This window comes from Methanosarcina sp. 1.H.T.1A.1 (genome assembly GCF_000979295.1).
In the GTDB taxonomy this organism is placed as follows: domain Archaea; phylum Halobacteriota; class Methanosarcinia; order Methanosarcinales; family Methanosarcinaceae; genus Methanosarcina.
The window spans coordinates 1-17,763 of record NZ_JJQY01000028.1 but is presented as its reverse complement, the minus strand read 5'-3'; the positions used below and the strand labels follow the sequence as shown (position 1 = coordinate 17,763).

The 17,763-nt window shown below is 47.0% G+C and carries 14 protein-coding genes and 1 pseudogene; 1 reads left to right on the top strand and 14 read right to left on the bottom strand.

The window, feature by feature from the left end; genetic code table 11:
* On the bottom strand, positions 1-1,264 hold a 1,264-nt coding region (mcrB, locus tag EO95_RS03355; RefSeq protein ID WP_048132149.1), incomplete at its 3' end, for a coenzyme-B sulfoethylthiotransferase subunit beta.
* A gap of 419 nt (positions 1,265-1,683) precedes the next feature.
* On the opposite strand from mcrB, the gene mmp10 reads away from it, so the two are divergent.
* Entirely contained in the window at positions 1,684-2,919 is a 1,236-nt protein-coding gene (gene mmp10 / locus EO95_RS03350) for a methyl coenzyme M reductase-arginine methyltransferase Mmp10 (protein WP_048132147.1), read from the top strand.
* A 229-nt stretch (positions 2,920-3,148) separates the two neighbouring features.
* On the opposite strand, the gene EO95_RS03345 is transcribed toward mmp10, so the two are convergent.
* From EO95_RS03345 to EO95_RS18625, 13 genes and pseudogenes are all read right to left on the bottom strand, one after another.
* Positions 3,149-6,601, bottom strand: coding sequence for a DNA polymerase II large subunit (locus tag EO95_RS03345; protein WP_048132144.1), 3,453 nt, complete (start codon positions 6,599-6,601; stop codon positions 3,149-3,151).
* Between the two features lie 37 nt (positions 6,602-6,638).
* On the bottom strand, positions 6,639-6,884 hold the full coding sequence (locus EO95_RS03340; RefSeq protein WP_048132142.1) for a hypothetical protein: 246 nt from the start codon (positions 6,882-6,884) through the stop codon (positions 6,639-6,641).
* 94 nt (positions 6,885-6,978) lie between these two features.
* The gene (locus EO95_RS03335) at positions 6,979-8,070 is read right to left on the bottom strand and encodes an L-threonylcarbamoyladenylate synthase (RefSeq protein WP_048132140.1); all 1,092 of its coding nucleotides are present in this window, start codon (positions 8,068-8,070) and stop codon (positions 6,979-6,981) included.
* Between the two features lie 81 nt (positions 8,071-8,151).
* On the bottom strand, positions 8,152-9,465 hold the full coding sequence (gene rbcL / locus EO95_RS03330) for a type III ribulose-bisphosphate carboxylase (protein ID WP_255350196.1): 1,314 nt from the start codon (positions 9,463-9,465) through the stop codon (positions 8,152-8,154).
* A 271-nt stretch (positions 9,466-9,736) separates the two neighbouring features.
* The gene (locus EO95_RS03325; protein ID WP_048132136.1) at positions 9,737-11,695 is read right to left on the bottom strand and encodes a hydantoinase/oxoprolinase family protein; all 1,959 of its coding nucleotides are present in this window, start codon (positions 11,693-11,695) and stop codon (positions 9,737-9,739) included.
* Positions 11,696-12,655: 960 nt separating this feature from the next.
* A complete protein-coding gene (gene mnhG / locus EO95_RS03315) occupies positions 12,656-13,006 on the bottom strand; it encodes a monovalent cation/H(+) antiporter subunit G (RefSeq protein WP_048132133.1) in 351 nt (116 codons plus the stop codon).
* On the bottom strand, positions 13,006-13,281 hold the full coding sequence (locus EO95_RS03310; RefSeq protein WP_052733474.1) for a cation:proton antiporter: 276 nt from the start codon (positions 13,279-13,281) through the stop codon (positions 13,006-13,008). The genes mnhG and EO95_RS03310 overlap by 1 nt, the downstream gene beginning before the upstream one ends.
* Entirely contained in the window at positions 13,278-13,775 is a 498-nt protein-coding gene (locus EO95_RS03305) for a Na+/H+ antiporter subunit E (protein ID WP_048132131.1), read from the bottom strand. The genes EO95_RS03310 and EO95_RS03305 overlap by 4 nt, the downstream gene beginning before the upstream one ends.
* Entirely contained in the window at positions 13,772-15,340 is a 1,569-nt protein-coding gene (locus tag EO95_RS03300; protein ID WP_048132129.1) for a proton-conducting transporter membrane subunit, read from the bottom strand. Before EO95_RS03300 ends, EO95_RS03305 begins: the two co-directional genes overlap by 4 nt.
* Positions 15,337-15,762, bottom strand: a complete 426-nt coding sequence (locus EO95_RS03295) for an NADH-quinone oxidoreductase subunit K (RefSeq protein WP_048132127.1) — start codon at positions 15,760-15,762, stop codon at positions 15,337-15,339. Before EO95_RS03295 ends, EO95_RS03300 begins: the two co-directional genes overlap by 4 nt.
* The gene (locus EO95_RS03290) at positions 15,759-16,205 is read right to left on the bottom strand and encodes a monovalent cation/H+ antiporter subunit B (protein WP_048132125.1); all 447 of its coding nucleotides are present in this window, start codon (positions 16,203-16,205) and stop codon (positions 15,759-15,761) included. The genes EO95_RS03295 and EO95_RS03290 overlap by 4 nt, the downstream gene beginning before the upstream one ends.
* The gene (gene mbhE / locus EO95_RS18630; protein ID WP_268767884.1) at positions 16,202-16,708 is read right to left on the bottom strand and encodes a hydrogen gas-evolving membrane-bound hydrogenase subunit E; all 507 of its coding nucleotides are present in this window, start codon (positions 16,706-16,708) and stop codon (positions 16,202-16,204) included. The genes EO95_RS03290 and mbhE overlap by 4 nt, the downstream gene beginning before the upstream one ends.
* Before the next feature lie 678 nt (positions 16,709-17,386).
* Positions 17,387-17,716: pseudogene (locus EO95_RS18625) on the bottom strand (proton-conducting transporter membrane subunit); the annotation flags it as partial.
* Between the last annotated feature and the right edge of the window lie 47 nt (positions 17,717-17,763).

Here is a 17,763-nt window from a genome sequence, read left to right as displayed (position 1 = left end):
CCTTTATTCCACCAAACACGTCACCAATGAGGCCGGATGTTGATTCGATTGTGAACATCTGAGTACCTGCATCAAGGGCTACTGCTGCACATACGCAGGGGATTGCGAAGCCTCTTGAGTGCCTGGTAACGACGTGGTTACCGTTGAAGACACCGGGTCCACCGCCACCATAGATTGAGTGGCTGAAGAATGAGAATCCTACTGCGACACCCTGTACTTTACCATAGTCACAGCCGGGGAGACCGGTTTCCTTCTCAAGCATGTCGTTGAAGTACAGAAGTGTTGAGGATACGTTCTGGGCTGCACGGCCTGCACCACAGTTCACGAGAGTGGCTGCAAGGGTACCTGCTGCTGCATAGGCGTTCCACATTGGGACGTCGTTTGCCTTGTAGAAATTGTATCCAGATGGTGCGGTCTTGTCAACGGAGATTACACCGTCTTCAATTGCCCTGCCGACAATGGACTGAATAACGGTTCCGATGGTACCGTCTTTGCCGTTTTCCTTTACGAGGTCGTATACGACATTGTTGGCGTTGAGACCCTGGCAAGCAAGACCGAGGAGCTGATGCCTCTCGAACATACCAACTGCGCCGCCCATCTCAAAGATACCGGCCTGCTCATAGATTGAGGAGAGTGCTGCTGCGTTCATTGCACCGCGGTTGGTGATTGCTGCAACGTGGTTGGCCATGATGTTCCTGAGGGAGAAGCCGAGACCTTCGTTGTTCTGAGGGATGTTCAGGATACCTGCAACGTTTCCACCCATGAGGTCCATTGTCTGTGGGTAGCTTCCCCAGACAGCGCCCTTCACTATGGGTGCATCGTACATATCGGTTTTGAACATATCCAGAACAGTCTGGGTGACTGCTGCTGCACCTACTGTGGTTGCGGACATGTAGTCAGCACCAGCGACTATCCTAGACTCTGGGACCTGGACGAGCAAGCTCTTTCCGCCCTTTAGGACCTTTACCTCTGCATTGTCGCCTTCATCGACCTGGATAAGACTCTTAACGCTTGCTGCAATAGCATCAACATTGCCTACGAGATCGTAGTTGAGTCCACGGCCTAAGATCTGACGGCCTTTGCCACCCATCTTGCCGCTTGCAAGTGCGCCCTGAATACCTGCGAGGTTGACTGCAACGGACCTCTTGGTGTCCAATATGATTTTTTTAATTGCTGCGTTTCTTGTTGGAGCAAGGTTCATGATATCGACATTGCTCTCGAGCAGTTTTCCTCTGTCGTCGTAGATGTCTACTGTGTCAGACACTTTAATTTCCTCCTTAATTTATTAAAATCATTTTGGGACTGGTCACCTACTCGAGTGCAAAAGCACTCACAAATCAAGTACCGCTTCGTTTTTAAGTGTCCACTTTCCCAATGAAATCTCATTCGTTTAGAAGGTACTTAAATCTTTTGTGTTCTCCGCTAGATGAATTAGTATATTTTTTTAAAATTAATTTTATTAAGAAGATATATATTATTTTAGGATTATATAAAAAAACGATATCAATGGAAAAAAGAAATTTCTAGATTACTTAAAACTACCGACAATAGCCGTGAGCACTTATTTAATTATTTTCCCGAGTAAAGACTAATATAACTTAATTTTTATTAAAATGTTCATATCCAATCAGAAGAATCATACCAAAAAGATTTAGTAATATCCTCGTAATACGAAAGTTTAATATGGAAGTAGTTGTCGACGTAGGCGGAAATCCCGGGGTAGACTGCAAAGGCTTTTGCAAATATTGTTATTTTAAGAAGGTAAAAGATGTTCAGCCCCTGGGCTGCAAGTATTGTCTCCCTTTTAAAAAAGGGTGTGATTACTGTACTCGCAGTGTGAAAGAATCGTACTCAGGCTTCAAGTCTCTCCAGATGGTACTCGAAGAGACTTCAAGAAAACTTTGCTTCACAAGCGGAGAGGTAAAAAAATTCACTGTCAGTGGAGGAGGGGACTTAAGCTGTTACCCCGAACTGAAAAATCTTGTTACTTTTCTATCTCAGTTCAACACCCCAATACATCTGGGATATACCAGCGGAAAAGGCTTCAGTAAGCCTGATGACGCCCTATTCTACATCGATAATGGAGTTACAGAAGTAAGTTTCACAGTCTTTGCAACAGACCCGGCTTTGAGAGCCGAATATATGAAAGATCCTGAGCCCGAAGCTTCAATTCAGGTTCTTCGGGACTTCTGTGCCCACTGTGAAGTCTACGGGGCAATAGTTCTCCTCCCTGGAATAAATGATGGAGAGGTTCTTGAAAAGACCCTGAGTGACCTGGAAACAATGGGTGCAAAGGGAGCTATTCTTATGAGATTTGCAAACTTTCAGGAAAACGGTTTGATTCTCAATAATTCTCCTATCATTCCCGGAATAACTCCACATACGGTTTCTGAATTTACTGAAATTGTGCGCAGTTCCGCAGAAAAGCATCCTTCAATCAGAATCACAGGAACGCCACTGGAAGACCCATTAATTGGCTCACCTTTTGCAATCCGCAACGTTCCAGAAGCCCTATCAAAACTTCCCGGAGTAACCAAAAAGGCAACTGTCATCACAGGTCAGGTTGCAGCCCCCAGGCTTACGGAAATATTTGAAGCCCTTGGGGGGACTGTAAACGTAGTTCCACTAAAAAAAGACATCGGATGCCTCATTACTATTGAAGATTTCAAAACCCTGGACCTCTCTGAGGTAACTGAAACTGTCTTTATTCCGGGAAGGGCTTTTGCCCATGACCTGGAAATCAAAGAAGCCCTCAAAAGAGACGGGGTAGACAGACTTGTACGCAGAGGACCCGAGCATCTTTCCGTGGACGGGGAAATGTCCATAGGCATGACCAGGGAAGAGGTTTTGGAACTGGAAATAGAGAACTTCACAGAGCTTATTAGCCAGATTAACGCCCTGGGGCTGCCTGTAAAGTAAAGCCCCACCCAAAATAAAAAGTTAAAGAGTGTGCCCTGGAGAGAGCCAAACATTAATAAAAAAAGAGCCAGAAAATGAAAAGCCTCTTTTCCAGAAGAAAAAAATCGGCAGGAAAGCTTGGAGGCATTTGAGTAAAAATTCCAACTTCCTCCGGCTTTTAGACTGCCCTATCTCCTCCCTACCGGCCGTAAGAAATCTTTTCATATTCTTAACACGTTCGGTTCTTGCCTCAGCGCGCAGACCCGGACATAAAATCTGAAAGTCCCAGCTGTTTAACCTTGTGGTTTTCAAACAACGAGCAGATATCATAATCAAGAAGCTCGATCCTCTGTCTGGTATAGCTGGAAACCCCGTACCTTTCTCCGATCTCTTTTGAAATTTTAAGATATTTGCGGACAGATCCCTCATGCACAGTCAGTATCACATTGCCTCCGCATTTCGGGCAAGTACCGGTAAGGGGTGGGCGCCTGAATTTCTCACCACATTTGATGCAGCGCATCCGCTGTCTGGAAAAAGAACGAAGATTTCCGATCAGATCCGGAAGGAAATGGGACTTGAGAACCCTTTCAGCTACATCAGGTGCATCTACTGCCCTTATCCGATTAGCCAGAGTGAGTTGAGCCTCCATCTTTTCAATCATACTCCCAAGGGTCTTATATGAAGAATTAAGAGGGCCGGCAGCAATGTTCGAGGTATCATGTGTAAACATGAAATGTTCGTACTGCTCAGGCGTCCCAAGCCGGCTGCTAACCAGATCCATAATACGTTCAAGTTCTGTGGGGCTTTTGATCTCCTGCGTAGCCCTGTAAAACTCGATAGGATAGCGCGCAGAAACATCGATATTATGGGCTTCCTTATCCACTTCCTTGGGGTCGATCCTGGTAGTTAGCACCAGAGGAGCATCCATCTTTCCTCCCCTTTTATCGGGCAGATATGACCTCGAAAAATTGAGAATCCCATCCATAAGGAGCATTATGCAATCTTCATCCCCATCGCAATTCCTGCGTTTTGAAGCATGGAAAAAAGGATGAGCATAGCCTACGGAAGCTTTCGTAAACCCTATGAGGCGCCCAAGTACTCCTGCGGAAGTATGAGGAGCAAGCCCGATGAGCAATGCCCCCACAAGGTCCTGAATAGTTTCGGCATTATAATAGGGCTCAATCTTATAATATTTCACCAGAAGGTCATCCACGTATTTTGCAGTACGCAGCATATACTCAGCCCCGTCATAAGATATCACAAGATCCTGAACCTTCAGGCAGACGACCTGGTCGTCCCTCTCAAGGGGTTTTCCACAAATATCCTCCAGGTAACCGAGTTCCAGGAGTTTGGCTGCCGTAATTCCCAGTTCATCAGCCCTGATATGAGTAAGGGGAATATCTGACATGTCGTAGCGTATAGTTCCATCCTTAAAAACGTAAACATTATGTTTTGCGCGCAGGATTCCCTTTTCCAGAGGCTCGGGGGTCATCTGCCCATTCATGAGCCGCTTTACTCCCTTGATAAGATCCATTTTTTCCCTTTCACCCAAGTTCTCAAAAGCCTGCTTGTAAATGGAACGGAAATCCAATTTTACGTTTGCAACGGAAGTCGGCTTTTTTCCGCACTTGGGGCAGGTCTCCGCACCCCTTACATCGATCTTGCAGCGAGAGCAGGAAAGTTTGGAATTAGTGAATTCTCCGCATTCACAACGCCAGAAATAAGTTTCTTTCCTGCAGGCAGGGCATTCTCTCAGCCCTAATTCCACTTCAATTTCCCCTATCTTCCCATTCATGCAGGATGTGTAGTCGGAGGCAGAGACAAGATTTCGCGTAATTCCTCCGGAATTGTTTATCGGGAAGAGAACCTGGGCTGCAGGAGACATCTTGCGCAGGTCAGATTTTTCAGGCCTTCCCATTCGTGCCCCTATCCTTGAAGGAGCTCTCGGGTAAACCTTAAACCCGCTCAAAATACCTGCAGCTTCCACCATATCATCTATGTCTGGCATACTGGCTTTTTCTTTGAGGGAATGGTCAAGCCCGAGGCATAAAATAAACGGAAGAGCCTCTTCGATAAGGATTTCGTCATCTTTTACCCTGTGCAGTACAAGGAGCTTTTCAAGCACCGGCTTTATTCTCTCTTCAAGAGAAGCTTCCAGGGGCAGTTTAAGGACTCCTGCCCCGGCCACCTCACCTGCCAGAAAGCTCCCTTTTTCAGCCACAAATTTTCTGAGAGCTTCAAACTCATTCCGGTTTATGTCGTGCCAGAGATAGGTGAACTTCGGATGCAATGGCACATTAAACTCCTCTGCAAGCCTGAGAGCAAGGGCAGCAGATGGATTTTTCAGCTCTTCCTCGGGAATTTTTTCAGGACAGGCGGCCTGGTAATCATACTGCCACCATTCGAAAACATAAGGTGAAGGCATGAGAGGGTGGTTATTTTCCAGGAAGTCCCCGTAATTGATCAGAATTTCCCCGATATCGACAATAACCTCAACCTGTGGGCGGAGTTCATATGCCTCCTTTAGATCATCTATACGGATAAGGTCTCCAGAAAAAAGTCTTACCGTAGGTCCCTCTATGGAGTCCACGGCAGACATGGCTGCAGCTTTACCGGGCCTTTCAACCTTGAGCTGAGTCCCATTAGCTATAAAATCGTCAAGCAAGACCATGCTGGCAGGACTGATCCCTGCCGAAGCAAACGAAGTATTTCTTGACCGCCCGTACCGCAGCCTGAAACCTCCTGGCCTTGAAGGGTGGGAGAAAACAGGCCTTCCGGCGATCAGGTCACGGATATATTTATCCTTTGGCTTGATCTTGTTTTTGTGCTCATCTTCAGCGCTCTCCCCGCTTTTAGCACCCCCGATAAGTATCTCCAGCCAGTCCCACCCGTCCATCTTCAACTTGTTGACGTGCTTTTTGACCTTGGGGGCCTTTAAGGCGAGACCTTCGGCAAGCACGAGGCACATTCCTCCCCGGACACGGTTTGTCCCTATCCTCTCAAGATTCCTGTGTCCTTCGACCTCGGCTTCTTCAGTCGGGTCCCCGTCAATGCAAACAGGGCAGTTCCGGACAATCAGGCGGATTTCATCTTCGGAAGGCATGTACTGCAGGCTTGCAACCCTCTTGTAAAGCAGGATTTCTTCTACATAGCGCTCTACTTCCTCATCTCTTGGCTTGTAGCGGTCAATCCCTATCCCGCGCCTCACATAGTCGCCGACCAGCACGGAAAGAGCTTGCGCAGTCCCCCCTGCACTTCGGATGGGCCCGGAATAAAATATCCGGATATACTGAGAGCCATCGTCATTTTTCCCGAGATCTACCTTATCGATTCCTTCAATGGGAGCTGCAACTACCCCTTCGGTCAGGACTGCCATAGAAACACGGATAGCGGCTTCCACGGCATCTTTCTTTGTTGGAAAGCTTCCTACTATCCCTTCGGCGACCTGGCGCCCGATTTCAAGGGCAGCTTCTTCCCTGGACATATTGACCTCAAGTTCCCGGATCTTTGCAGCAACCCCCTTGACTCCGATAAGGTTTTCGACCCTATCTGCAAGGTCTTTGGCAAGTGGAATTTCTACAGTGGGCTTCGGATCTCCTCCCCGGGCCCGAGCCCTATTTGCAACCTCAATTGCCTCTTTTAACCTTGCCTCAAGCTCGTTGAAGTATTCATGCATTTCCTCACTTGCGATTGTTTCACCCATATTGAAAAGTCCCTTTTTGGAAAAGAATGAAAAAAGATTATCTCTGCTTACGCAGGGATCCCGCAGCGAAGAGGCCTGACATCGAAGTCACAAAGAAGACAAAAACCCCTGCCCAGAGAAGATAGTACCCGATATCAATACCAAGAATTGTTATATTAAGAGTCTTCAAAAGCAGGCCTGCTGCCAGGATCGCAAGGCTTACTCCTGTTGTTTTATTGTTCTGCGCCCGGACTTTTTTATAAGCCCGCATTTTTTCCATCCTTTCTCTTTTTTCTGCTTTCAAGAAGATCTCTCCAGGTACCTGAACAACCAATAACTATCAAATCTGACTGTCAAACTCTCACTTATACTATTGCAATTTAACCGGTACAACCAATTTAAACAGCATGTCTTACGGATGCAGCTTCTCTTAACCGGTTAAGGAGTGCAGCTCCAAGTCCTGAAGGGTTAAAGGAGCCATCAGCCAGAATAACATCCAGACCCTTCGCGTCCAGAACCCTGAGCCCTTCAAAAAGTCTTCTGGCAGCTTCTTCCGGCCCTTTGCGAGACCCAAGTAAAAAGCATTCATGTGCACTCAATCTTTCAGAAGCAAAAAAGCCTGCGGTCTCATCGCTGAGCAGAAGCCCGACTTTCTTACCTTCGCGCAGGTAATTTTCGAGCAGGGCGTCAATCTTTTCGGAAACCTTTCTTATTTCCCCTTCCACAAGCACGACCTGCGCATCCGGGGCATAATGACTGTATTTCTGACCTGCCTTCTTTTCAGGCATAGCCTCTCCAGCCCTGGCTTCAGACTCCCCATACGCGGGCCTGACTTTACCTATGACCCTTTCAAGCTCGTCAATTCCCACGGCTCCGGGCCGCAGCACTACCGGAGGTTCGACCGTCATATCGATAACAGTTGACTCAAGCCCTATAGCTGCTCCCCCTCCGTCAATGACCGCATCAATCCTGCCTGTAAGGTCAGCCAGGACATGAGATGCCAGACTGGGGCTGGGCTTTCCCGAAAGGTTCGCACTCGGAGCAGCCAGAGGAGTTCCGGCCCTCTTTACAAGCTCCAGAGGAATCCTGTGGTCAGGCATGCGGAGCCCTATCGACGTCAGGTTTCCCGAGGTAATTTCCGGGACAAGATCGTTTTTCTCAAGAACAATCGTAAGGGGACCGGGCCAGAAAGCGTCCATAAGCCTGAAAGCTTTTTCAGGGATGTTTTTTGCGATCTTTCCGAGGTCTTCCCTGGAATGGACGAGCAGGCTAAGAGGATTACCAGGCGGGCGTTCCTTTGCTTCAAAGATTTTCCGGACGGCGTCAGGGTTCAACCCGTCAGCTCCAAGCCCGTAAACGGTTTCCGTGGGGAAGGCGACTGTCCCTCCCCTTCTGATAATCGCTGCAGCCTCGTCAAGAATGGCGTCAAAGTTCTCTTCGGAGACCCGGAAAAGGCGGGTCTTTGTTTTATTTCCGTTTTCTGCCTGCACCGAAGGTAAACTCCTTACTGATTATTATCATGCTATTGTTTCTGTGTTTTACAGATTGTAACTTGTTCTCATTATGCAGCATTATTTATTAAGCCACTTTTCGAGAGCAACTTCAAGTTCTTTGTGGTCCTTTGCATAGTCCTGCATGCTGACTCCTTCAAGGCTTGCATCAAGTGCCTGCCTGCAGGCAGTAGCTCCGGCTGCCGTGCCCATTGGGTGCGCATGGATTCCACCGCCAAACTGCATAATAACATCTTTTCCAAAGATAGAGTAAAGGTCAGGAATCATTGTAGGAGCAAGCCCTCCGGACGCGACCGGGAACATTGGCTTTAATCCTCCCCAGTCCTGGGCAAGGACATGCTGGCTCTCATCCGCAGGCACTTTATCTAGCACACACTCATCTCTCAGAGTCAGTACCTCATGTTTTTCTCCGTGCATTTTCCCTACAACCGTGCCTATGTGGAGCTGGTCAAGCCCTATCAACCTGCAGAGCTTGGCAACGAGAACCATGCTTATCCCATGGCGGGGGTTCCGGGTATAGGCCGAGTGCATGCAGCGATGGGCATGAAGGGCAAGGCCCGCGTCTTCAGCCTCTTCCCGCAGGGTCTGAAGGGCAGTCCAGCCCACAGGCACGATATCGATCATTGCATAGCTGGCACCCAGGTCTTTGAGGACATTTAAGCGCCGGGACATTTCCTTACATGTCGGGGCTGTGATGTTGCAGAGGTACATCTTCTTCTCCCCGGTCTCGACTTCGGCTTTTTCTGCGATTTTCAGGGTGAGTTCAGCCCTTCTGTCAAAGCCATTGAACTTCTGGTCGGTAAGGTTCTCATCATCTTTAACGAGGTCGCAGCCGCCGGCAAAAGAATTGTAAGCAACTTCCGCATGTTTTTCAGAGTTCAGGCCAACCTTCGGTTTTACTATAGTCCCAATAAGGGGGCGGTCCTGCACACCTACAAGTTTCCTGATCCCCTGCAGCCCGAAGTTCGGACCTTTGAACTCGCGAAGCATTGACTCTGGGAAGGTTATATCCTGAAGCCTGAGATTGTCAACGATTTTCATACTGAAGATGTTTCCTGCAACAGCACTCAGCACCTGGGGGACCGAACCCAGTTCAAAAAGATCTTCCGAGTAAGCCACCCTTACGGTCTGCGATTCTTCGTCCAGGTAAAAAACGTGAGGTTTTAATTTCGCTGCAAGTTCGGGACTCAATGTGGAAATCTCAGTCCAGGAGTCTATAGAGCTTTCCCCTGCCATGTGGGTGGCAGCTTCCTCAAAATTTACTCCTGCTGACGGTTCAATGTGGAATTCACAGACCATATCTGTGTCTTTTGGGCTGTAGCCCATGTCGATGTAGTCCCTGCGCATTTTCGTCACTCCTTTGGAATAAGCAATTTTGCAGAATAAAATCCAGTTATATAGAATAATAGTTCTGATTGAAGGAGGTAACTGAACATAAATAAAAATTTGTTTATCAGAACCGAAAAACCTGACCGGACCAGAAAAAGGGATTGGAGGAGAAGGAAAAAAGAGGGACCTCCTGTAATCTCCAGAAAAAGGGGAGGGAAACAAAAAGAATATTATGAGAACTGAGGTTCTATTCGGAAGTCTTTTGCAGCCCCCTAATAAGATCAGTTCTCTAATTGGAAAATAATTTTAAGGTTCTTTACTGCTCCAGCTTCAAAGGGTTTCCGATACCAAGGCCCATCAGGCGGGTCTCTTTCTGGGCTCCGAAACCTGGAGTGAAATCCTTTCTTTCAAGGTCAAACCGGACCTGCTCTTTCTGAAGCCCGTAACCGTCCATATGGTCGAAAATCAGTTTTTCCATGAGCTCCAGCCCATAGTCCACAGCCTCGAGATAATTATCTGCAACCTTCCTTTCTACTTCAGAGAACACATGATACTGCTCGGTTCCGGAACCTGCCGGGCGGATTAGAATTTCACTTCTCTTGACGATGTTACCAGCCAGGGCTCCTACAGCATTACCGACCTCATGGAATTCCGGAATACGGATATCTGCATCGATAAATTCTCTGAGTTCGGGCACATAGGCTTTGACAGGCGCCCCGATCATTATGACCGGAATATTGATCTTGAACTTTGTGAAACGTGAGCTTGCCAGCAGTTTTTCAAGGTCTTCCCGCTTGAGGTCTTTTGCAAAGAATGCCAGCAGGTCAAGAGCAATATTTTTTGCAAAACTTCTTTTTATTTCCCTGGAAAAACTTTCAGGATCCAGCCCGAGGTAGCTGCCAAGAAGTTTTGCTCCCAGCCAGGAGGCGGTACTGTTCCACATTTCATACTCTCCAAGCACATGGAGGGCATCCGTAGGTGTGAAACCTATATGGCAGATGCAGCGTTTCTGGACCAGGGAACGCAGAACCTTTACAAACTGCAGGGGATGTTTTCCAATTGCTTCTGAAATATCGGATATTGAAACCGGCTCATATCCTATAGCGTCAAAGATCTGACGTTCATGGTTTTCCAGTTCAAATTCGATAGAGTAATTAAGGGCCTGTATGTCATCATCAGACCTCGGGTTCCCACTCCTGACAAAGAAGCTTGCTGGCTGGAAGATATCATCCATTATCCTATCAGAAATTTTTTCAGCATTTCTCAACTTGTCTTCAAGGAGAGGATAATCTGAAGCCGCAAGGCAGATCGGAATAACCCGGTTAGGGCCAATATAGAGTTTTCTCTGTACCCAGACGTGGCTGTCTCCTCCCATAGCTGAGGTTCTTATCCTGACCGCCTTGACCATAGTTTTCCAGTCTCCCACTACAGCCCCGTTTTCACTGATCTCGGGAACTCCGTCCTCTATCAGAGCGATATCGGTGCTCGTGCCTCCTACATCCACAGCCACGCAGGTTTTCAAGCCACTTATATGGGCAGCCCCTACAAGGCTTGCGGCAGGGCCTGAAAAAATAGACTCCACAGGCTTTTCAAGAGCCTCTTCTATGCGTGCAAGGGAGCCGTCGCATTTCATTACCATCATAGGAGCTTTGATATTTCTTGCTTCCATTACCGATAGAACAGCCCGGATGAACTGGGAAGTTATCGGGATCAAGCGAGCGTTCAGAACTGCGGTTACTGCCCTTTCGTAAGCTCCCAGGCTCAGGGAAAGTTCGTGCCCGCAGACCACGGGTTTATCGGTCAGCCGTTCTATTATTTTTTTTATAGAAAGTTCATGTTCCGGGTTCCGTACGGAAAAGTAAGAAGATATGGCATATGAGAAGAGCCTGCCTCTGGTGTCGTTAACGAATTGCTCCACAGATTTAAGGTCAAGGCAGCTAACTTCATTTCCTTTTGAATCGTGGCCGCCATCTATGGAAATTGTCTCACGCGCCGGGATAGTTCCATTGACTGTATACCCTGCCAGGATCAGGCCTGCTGGATGGCCCTTGCCTTCCAGTGTGGAGTTTGTAGAAAGAGTTGTGGATACTGAGACCAGTCTGATATCCTTCAGATACTCCTGTTTTAAGCCTGCAACTACTTTTTCGATCCCTTCGACCAGATTAGAATGCGTCGTTAGTGCTTTATTAGAATCAAGAATCCTGCCTTCTGAAAGATCCATTAAAACGGCGTCAGTGTATGTTCCACCAGTATCGATTCCTAAACCTAGTTTCATAGTTAATATTTATTTTCAAAAAAATATAACATAGCCGATCAGAATTTTGCAGGAGTATAAGGTTCTGCAGGAGGGCAAAATATTGAGGGGTACGAAATAATAGAGGGGAAGAAATATTGAAAGGAAGAAAAGGTAAATAATACAGGCTGCTCGGAAAATATCCTGTCAACTGCCCGCGAAATATAAGATTTAATGGGTTTCCTGCTGAGGTTTTATGAACCCAGTGTCTTGAATAATCCCTTAAAAAAGCCAGTTTGAATCCCGGCAATATTCCATCCATGATTTTAATTAAGGGATCTTCTTCAATGGCGGATCACTTGTTAAAAGGCGGCTCTGATTCGTTATTCGGTCCAATTAGACTCTTTTAAGACCGTTTCTGTCCTTCATCAGAACTTTCCTGATTCATGACTTTTCCGATTTCAAATTTGGTCTTATCTCCTGTAGAATCCTGTTCAGACCTCTTTTCAGACCCCGTTATGACCCGTTTTCAAGTTGCTTCCTAAAAAAGAGTCAAGATTCTGCATATCTGACAAAGGAAGCCTTAATTTCACCGGGATTTACTGGTATATATAAATGAGATATGAAAATAGATAACATAACCGACTCTCTTTTTAGAAGGCAAAAAAAATTTTATTATTTGCAAAAAAACATTAGACTTTCAATTTCAAAATAAGCCTTTTTTACATCGAGGGTGATTTTCATCCTGCTGAAATAAACTCGTTCCCTCAAATTTGAAGCCGCATAATTTTTTACGGATATTATATGGAAAAACGAAAAAGAATCTGAAAACAGGAATTCTATTGAATAAAAAAACCGAATCAGAACTGGATAAAAAAGAAGCAGAAACCTGATCGAATAGTTACAAATCGGAAAAATAAAAACCCGATAAAAAACAAAAGGATGAATGTGTTTGGGAAACACACTCATTTCATCTTTATTTTCTTCTCTCTTATTTCAGCTTTATTTTCTTCTCTTTCCTGCGTATTCATCCATGCAAGTGACGTCACAGCATTTCACTCCCATCCTGTAGGCCGCCCGGGCGATCATGTGTCCGGAGATCGGGTTGGTAAGGAGGATGAAAAGTGCGACAGTGAAGGCTTTTACACCCATGGGAGTGATACCCTCCTGAATAATAATGCTCGTGAGAACTCCGAAAGCTCCCAGGGTGCCGACCTTGGTAGTTGCATGCAACCTGTTATAGACATCAGGCAGGCGAAGGAGACCAATCATACCCAGAGAGAGGAAAAAGATCCCTATAAGCAGACTGATGATACTTAGAATATCTGCAACAAGTGCCAATTCGCCAGCCATCAGAGCACCTCCCCTTTATCAAGGTATTTTGCCACTATAACCGTTCCTACGAAGGAAATGATTGCAAGAAGCATGGCTACGTCCATCAGGAAGATCGAACTTGCCTGATAAGCGTAAAGCGCGAAAATAACACACAGAGCATTACCCATGGCATCTTCTGCCGCAATCCTGTCAGCAAGGGTCGGACCGTACAGCACTCTGTAAATACAGGGAGCTGTTGCGACGACCATCACGATCAACGCCAGGAAATCTGCCTGTTCCAGTGAGATCATCATTCGAATGCCTCCAGCACATATTTTTCAAGATCGTCCCTGATGGAATCACGGACTCCCTGAGGATTGGTTGCATCGATTGAATGGACATAAAGAATGGATTGGTCATCCGAAATGTCCACGGTCAGGGTTCCGGGAGTCAACGTGATGGTGTTTGCAATCCCGGTGATGCCTATATTGGTCTTGGTCCTTATAGGAACCGCGATAATTCCGGGCTTGATGTTGATTGTGGGGCTGAGAACAATCTTTGCGACAACAATGTTGGCTTTTATAATCTCCTTTATCAGCACATAAAAGTACTTGATTTTCTTAGGAATCTTTGCCAGCCAATCCCCTGTTGGGTGTACCACTTCATCCAGCCTGTACAGTTTGCTGAAAGGCTCTACAACTACCATTCCGAAGATGAGGCCAAGAAACAGACTGCCGATGGTTACATACCCACTGACCAGACACCAGACGACCGGGAGTGCCATGTAAGTAATCAAACGACGCTTCATCTAATCACCCTCAATAATACTGCATCAATATACGGCTGCGGATCAGTGATCTGCATCGCTATGGTCTGTGCAACCTCAAGAATCGGGTTTCCAAATATTCCGAGAATGAACACAAGAGCTGCCAGCAGCATGATCGGACCTACAATCAACATGGACAGTTTATGGTGGGAATACTCCCCGTACTGCGGGTCTCTCTCTCCCCAGAAAATAAGCATCCAGCCTCTGAACATATAGAATAGAGTAAAGAATGCAAATAATAACGCAATAGCTATAGGGAGATAGAATGCCGATCTGAGTCCTGCATCGAAGAGGGAGAACTTACCAATAAATCCGCCCATCGGGGGTACTCCACCAATAGACATGGCTCCTACAAGGAAGGAGAAAGCCATTAAGGGATTGCTGTTGATCATGCCTCCCATCTTACGCATGTCCCTGGTGTCCGCATGGTGAATAATTCCACCCGAAGTAAGGAACAACATGCTCTTGGCAATGGCGTGGTTTATCAGGTAGACAAAAGATGCCGCAACGATTAAAGTCCCGCCTGCAATTTCACCTGCATCAAGTGCAATCGCTCCCATTCCAAAACCCAGGAAAACATATCCTATCTGGGATACACTGGAGTAAGCTAGCAAACGTTTGACATCGTTCTGTCCTATTGCAGCTGTGGCTCCAAGTCCTATAGTGATGAGAGCGAGCAGTAGAATGATCGGTCCGTACACTCCTTTGAGAGGTGCAAAGATAACAAAGAGGACCCTGAGTATACCATAGGCTCCGATCTTGATAATCACACCACTGAGCATCGCACTGATCGGGGACGGAGCTGTGGGGTGAACATCCGGAAGCCAGTAGTGCAGAGGAAAGACTGCTGCTTTTCCAGCGAATACGATAATGAAAAGCAGACCAATAGCGTACATGTGCCAGGGCATTGTACCTGCATCGGCAAGAATCCTGACCTTAAGTGCAATGTCAGCCATGTTCAGAGAACCGACGGATGCGTACAGAGAAGTGACTGCAAGCAGCATCGCGTTTGAACCGAGCATGTTCAGGACAATGTACTTCATGGTAGCTTCCATCTTATCCGAGATCTTCGTAACCTTTGAGGTTTCGTTTGCAACGATCAAAGCTCCTGAAGAGAGCAGCATGATCTCGAAGAAGACAAACAGGTTGAAAATATCGCCTGTCAGGAAGATTCCGTTGATACCTGCAAGCATCAGGTTGTACAGGGAATGATAGGTCAGGTTCAGGGATTTACTCTCTATATAATCGTAGGAATAAATCAGACCCATACAGCCTATAAGGCAACTCAGGACAACCATACTTGAGCTCAAAAGATCGGCTACAAGCACGATTCCGTACTTTCCGAACTCACCTACCTCATATACTATTATTCCGTCGTTCCAGACCGTATAGATAAGCAGCCCGCTTAAAGCCAGTAAGCCGATGCTCACTACTATATCAAGAGCTTTCTGGAATCCAGGGTAATTCTTGCTGAGGATAGTAAGAGGAGCCATTAACAAAGGTATGGCGATCAGGAACATGGGCAGATGCTGCATTAAGAAGCTCATCCCCACAACCTCCTGAGTTCCCCTACATCAACAGTACCATATTCTTCATTAATGCGGTACGCAAGGGTCAATATGAAAGCAGTGGTTGCAAGCCCGATCACAATTGCCGTGAGCACAAGAGCCTGCACAAGAGGGTCCACGAATGCTGTATACGGATTGGTTGTTATTGGCCCGATTATTCCAGCTGCCAGGTTATCGTTATAGATAAGGCCCTGGTTAAGGCCCTCAACAGCTTGATGGTGCTCCAGAATCGGTACAAGCGTACCGTCACTGAAGACTCCGCCGGCAACTATGTAAAGGTTTATAGAGTGGGATATGATCCCGAAACCGATGATGACTTTCATCATATCCCTGCGGAAAATCAGGAAAGTTCCTATTCCAAAGAGCAGGGAAATGGTAAGTGCGAGAAGAGTGTTATTCATTTTCCACCCTCCGAAGCTTTGTCAGTTCCTACTTTAGTCACAATAAATAGCAGTCCTCCGACCACTACAAAGTACACACCAAGGTCAAAGAACATGGAAGAAACCAGTTCAATCTCACCAAGGTGAATGCCTCCTACTACTACAGGAATGAAATCAAAGGCACTTCTGAAGTAGTTGTGGCCTGCAAATAAAGGAGACCATGCCGTAATACTTGCAAACAGGAGCCCATAGCCAAACCATGTGTGCCAGTCGGGGTTCCAGATTTTCTTGATGTCATCGAATCCGTATGCCACGTAGATAAGTCCGATTCCACAAGCACACAGCACGCCACCAATGAAACCGCCGCCTGGCCTGTTTCCACCAATCAACAAAAGATCGATAGAGTACAGCATGTCCACCATCAGGCAAATCTTTGCAATCGTTTTGGTAATTACCGTGGTCACTCTTCTTCACCTCCCTCAGCTTTTCCTGCTCTGCTCAGGATCAGGTTATAGACACCAAGAGCTGCAAGGGAAAGAACCGAAATTTCTCCAATGGTATCATACCCTCTGAAGTCCACGACTATCACGTTGACAACGTTAAGCCCACCTGTCATTTGCAGGCTTTTGTCCATGAAGTAGTGAGAGAAGGACTCAAACGGTGCAAGCATTCCGGCGTTTGCGTTTACCATTAAGGCAAAAACTGCAAATGTAACCACTGCCGAGATTGCGAAATTCACCATAACCTTACCCGCTGGCATAGGTTCCTTGAATTTCTGAGGAATCTTAATGATTGCCAGGATGAAGATAATGGTTGACAGTGTTTCCACACAGACCTGTGTCATTGCAAGGTCAGGAGCCTTCAGGTACATGTAAAGCAGGGATACCAGGAAACCCAGAGCCGAGAGAGACAGGACCGCAGGCAGATATTTAGGGATTATCGCAGCACCAAGCGCTGCCACAATCATCAGAGCATAAAGCACGATCTCATAAGGCTGTGAATTGAAGTTCAGTCCTTCAGGGAAGATGCTTCCCAGACTTATACCCTGAGTGTACACTGGCCACAGGATCAGGAAGATCATGAAAAGCATTGCAGCTTTGATATAACCTCCGATAGGTCCTGGCTGGGTAACTGCTCCGAACTTGGCGGCTATACCCTTTGCATTGTTTACTGTTGCATCATACCAGTAGTTCACGCTGATCCAGGGGAGCTTGGCATTGAAACTGTTCTGCCAGGCAGCAATTGAGTCATAGAACTTGTAGAGTACAAGACCGATGGCAAAAGTTGCTATCGTCATCAAAAGCGGCGTGGTAATCCCATGCCAGAGCTTGATGTGCAGAGTATCAGCATGCGGGACAAGTCCACTGTAGGCAGGCTGGATCAGATAATCAACCGGGAACTTGGGGTAGAGCCCGAAGAAGATGATCAGACCTGCAAGGAAGACTGCCGGAGCCAGCATAACCCAGGGGGCATCGTGAATGTGGTGAGGGACATCGTGGTCGTGTGTCCTCTCTCCGAGGAAGATCCCGTCTATCAGTTTGATAGAGTACATCAGGGTGAACACACCACCGGCCACTGCAACAGCGGGGAAGACAATAGCCCATGGACCTCCATAAGTTTCTGAAACCAGTTCTCCGATTTCAAGGGATGTTTCATAGAACATTTCCTTGCTCAGGAAACCGTTGAGGGGAGGGACACCTGCCATCGAAGCTGCTGCGATCACCGCAACTATGAACGTTTTTGGCATCTCCTTACGCAAACCACCCAGTTTTCTGATATCTCGGGTTGTCGCCTCGTGAGCCACGATACCTGCCACCAGGAAGAGGGTAGCCTTAAAGGTGGAGTGGTTCAGCAGGTGGAAGGTTGCTGCAGCAAAACCCAGTCCCGGATGTTCAGCCGTACTGTAACCATACATGGTCATCAGGTAGGCCAGCTGGCTGATTGTCGAGTAAGCCAGGATGGCTTTGATATCGGTCTGTCGGAAAGCTGTCTCTTATACACATCTCCGAGCCCACGAGACGG

What these genes read in the sequence shown, in the direction of transcription:
- mmp10 (WP_048132147.1), top strand. Translation starts at nt 1,684, where the DNA reads ATGGAAGTAGTTGTCGACGTAGGCGGAAATCCCGGGGTAGACTGCAAA.
- EO95_RS03345 (WP_048132144.1), bottom strand. Translation starts at nt 6,601, where the DNA reads ATGGGTGAAACAATCGCAAGTGAGGAAATGCATGAATACTTCAACGAG.
- EO95_RS03325 (WP_048132136.1), bottom strand. Translation starts at nt 11,695, where the DNA reads ATGAAACTAGGTTTAGGAATCGATACTGGTGGAACATACACTGACGCC.
- mnhG (WP_048132133.1), bottom strand. Translation starts at nt 13,006, where the DNA reads ATGGCTGGCGAATTGGCACTTGTTGCAGATATTCTAAGTATCATCAGT.
- EO95_RS03310 (WP_052733474.1), bottom strand. Translation starts at nt 13,281, where the DNA reads ATGATGATCTCACTGGAACAGGCAGATTTCCTGGCGTTGATCGTGATG.
- EO95_RS03305 (WP_048132131.1), bottom strand. Translation starts at nt 13,775, where the DNA reads ATGAAGCGTCGTTTGATTACTTACATGGCACTCCCGGTCGTCTGGTGT.
- EO95_RS03300 (WP_048132129.1), bottom strand. Translation starts at nt 15,340, where the DNA reads ATGAGCTTCTTAATGCAGCATCTGCCCATGTTCCTGATCGCCATACCT.
- EO95_RS03295 (WP_048132127.1), bottom strand. Translation starts at nt 15,762, where the DNA reads ATGAATAACACTCTTCTCGCACTTACCATTTCCCTGCTCTTTGGAATA.
- mbhE (WP_268767884.1), bottom strand. Translation starts at nt 16,708, where the DNA reads ATGATTGTGGCAGCGCTTGGTGCTGCGATAATCCCTAAATATCTGCCT.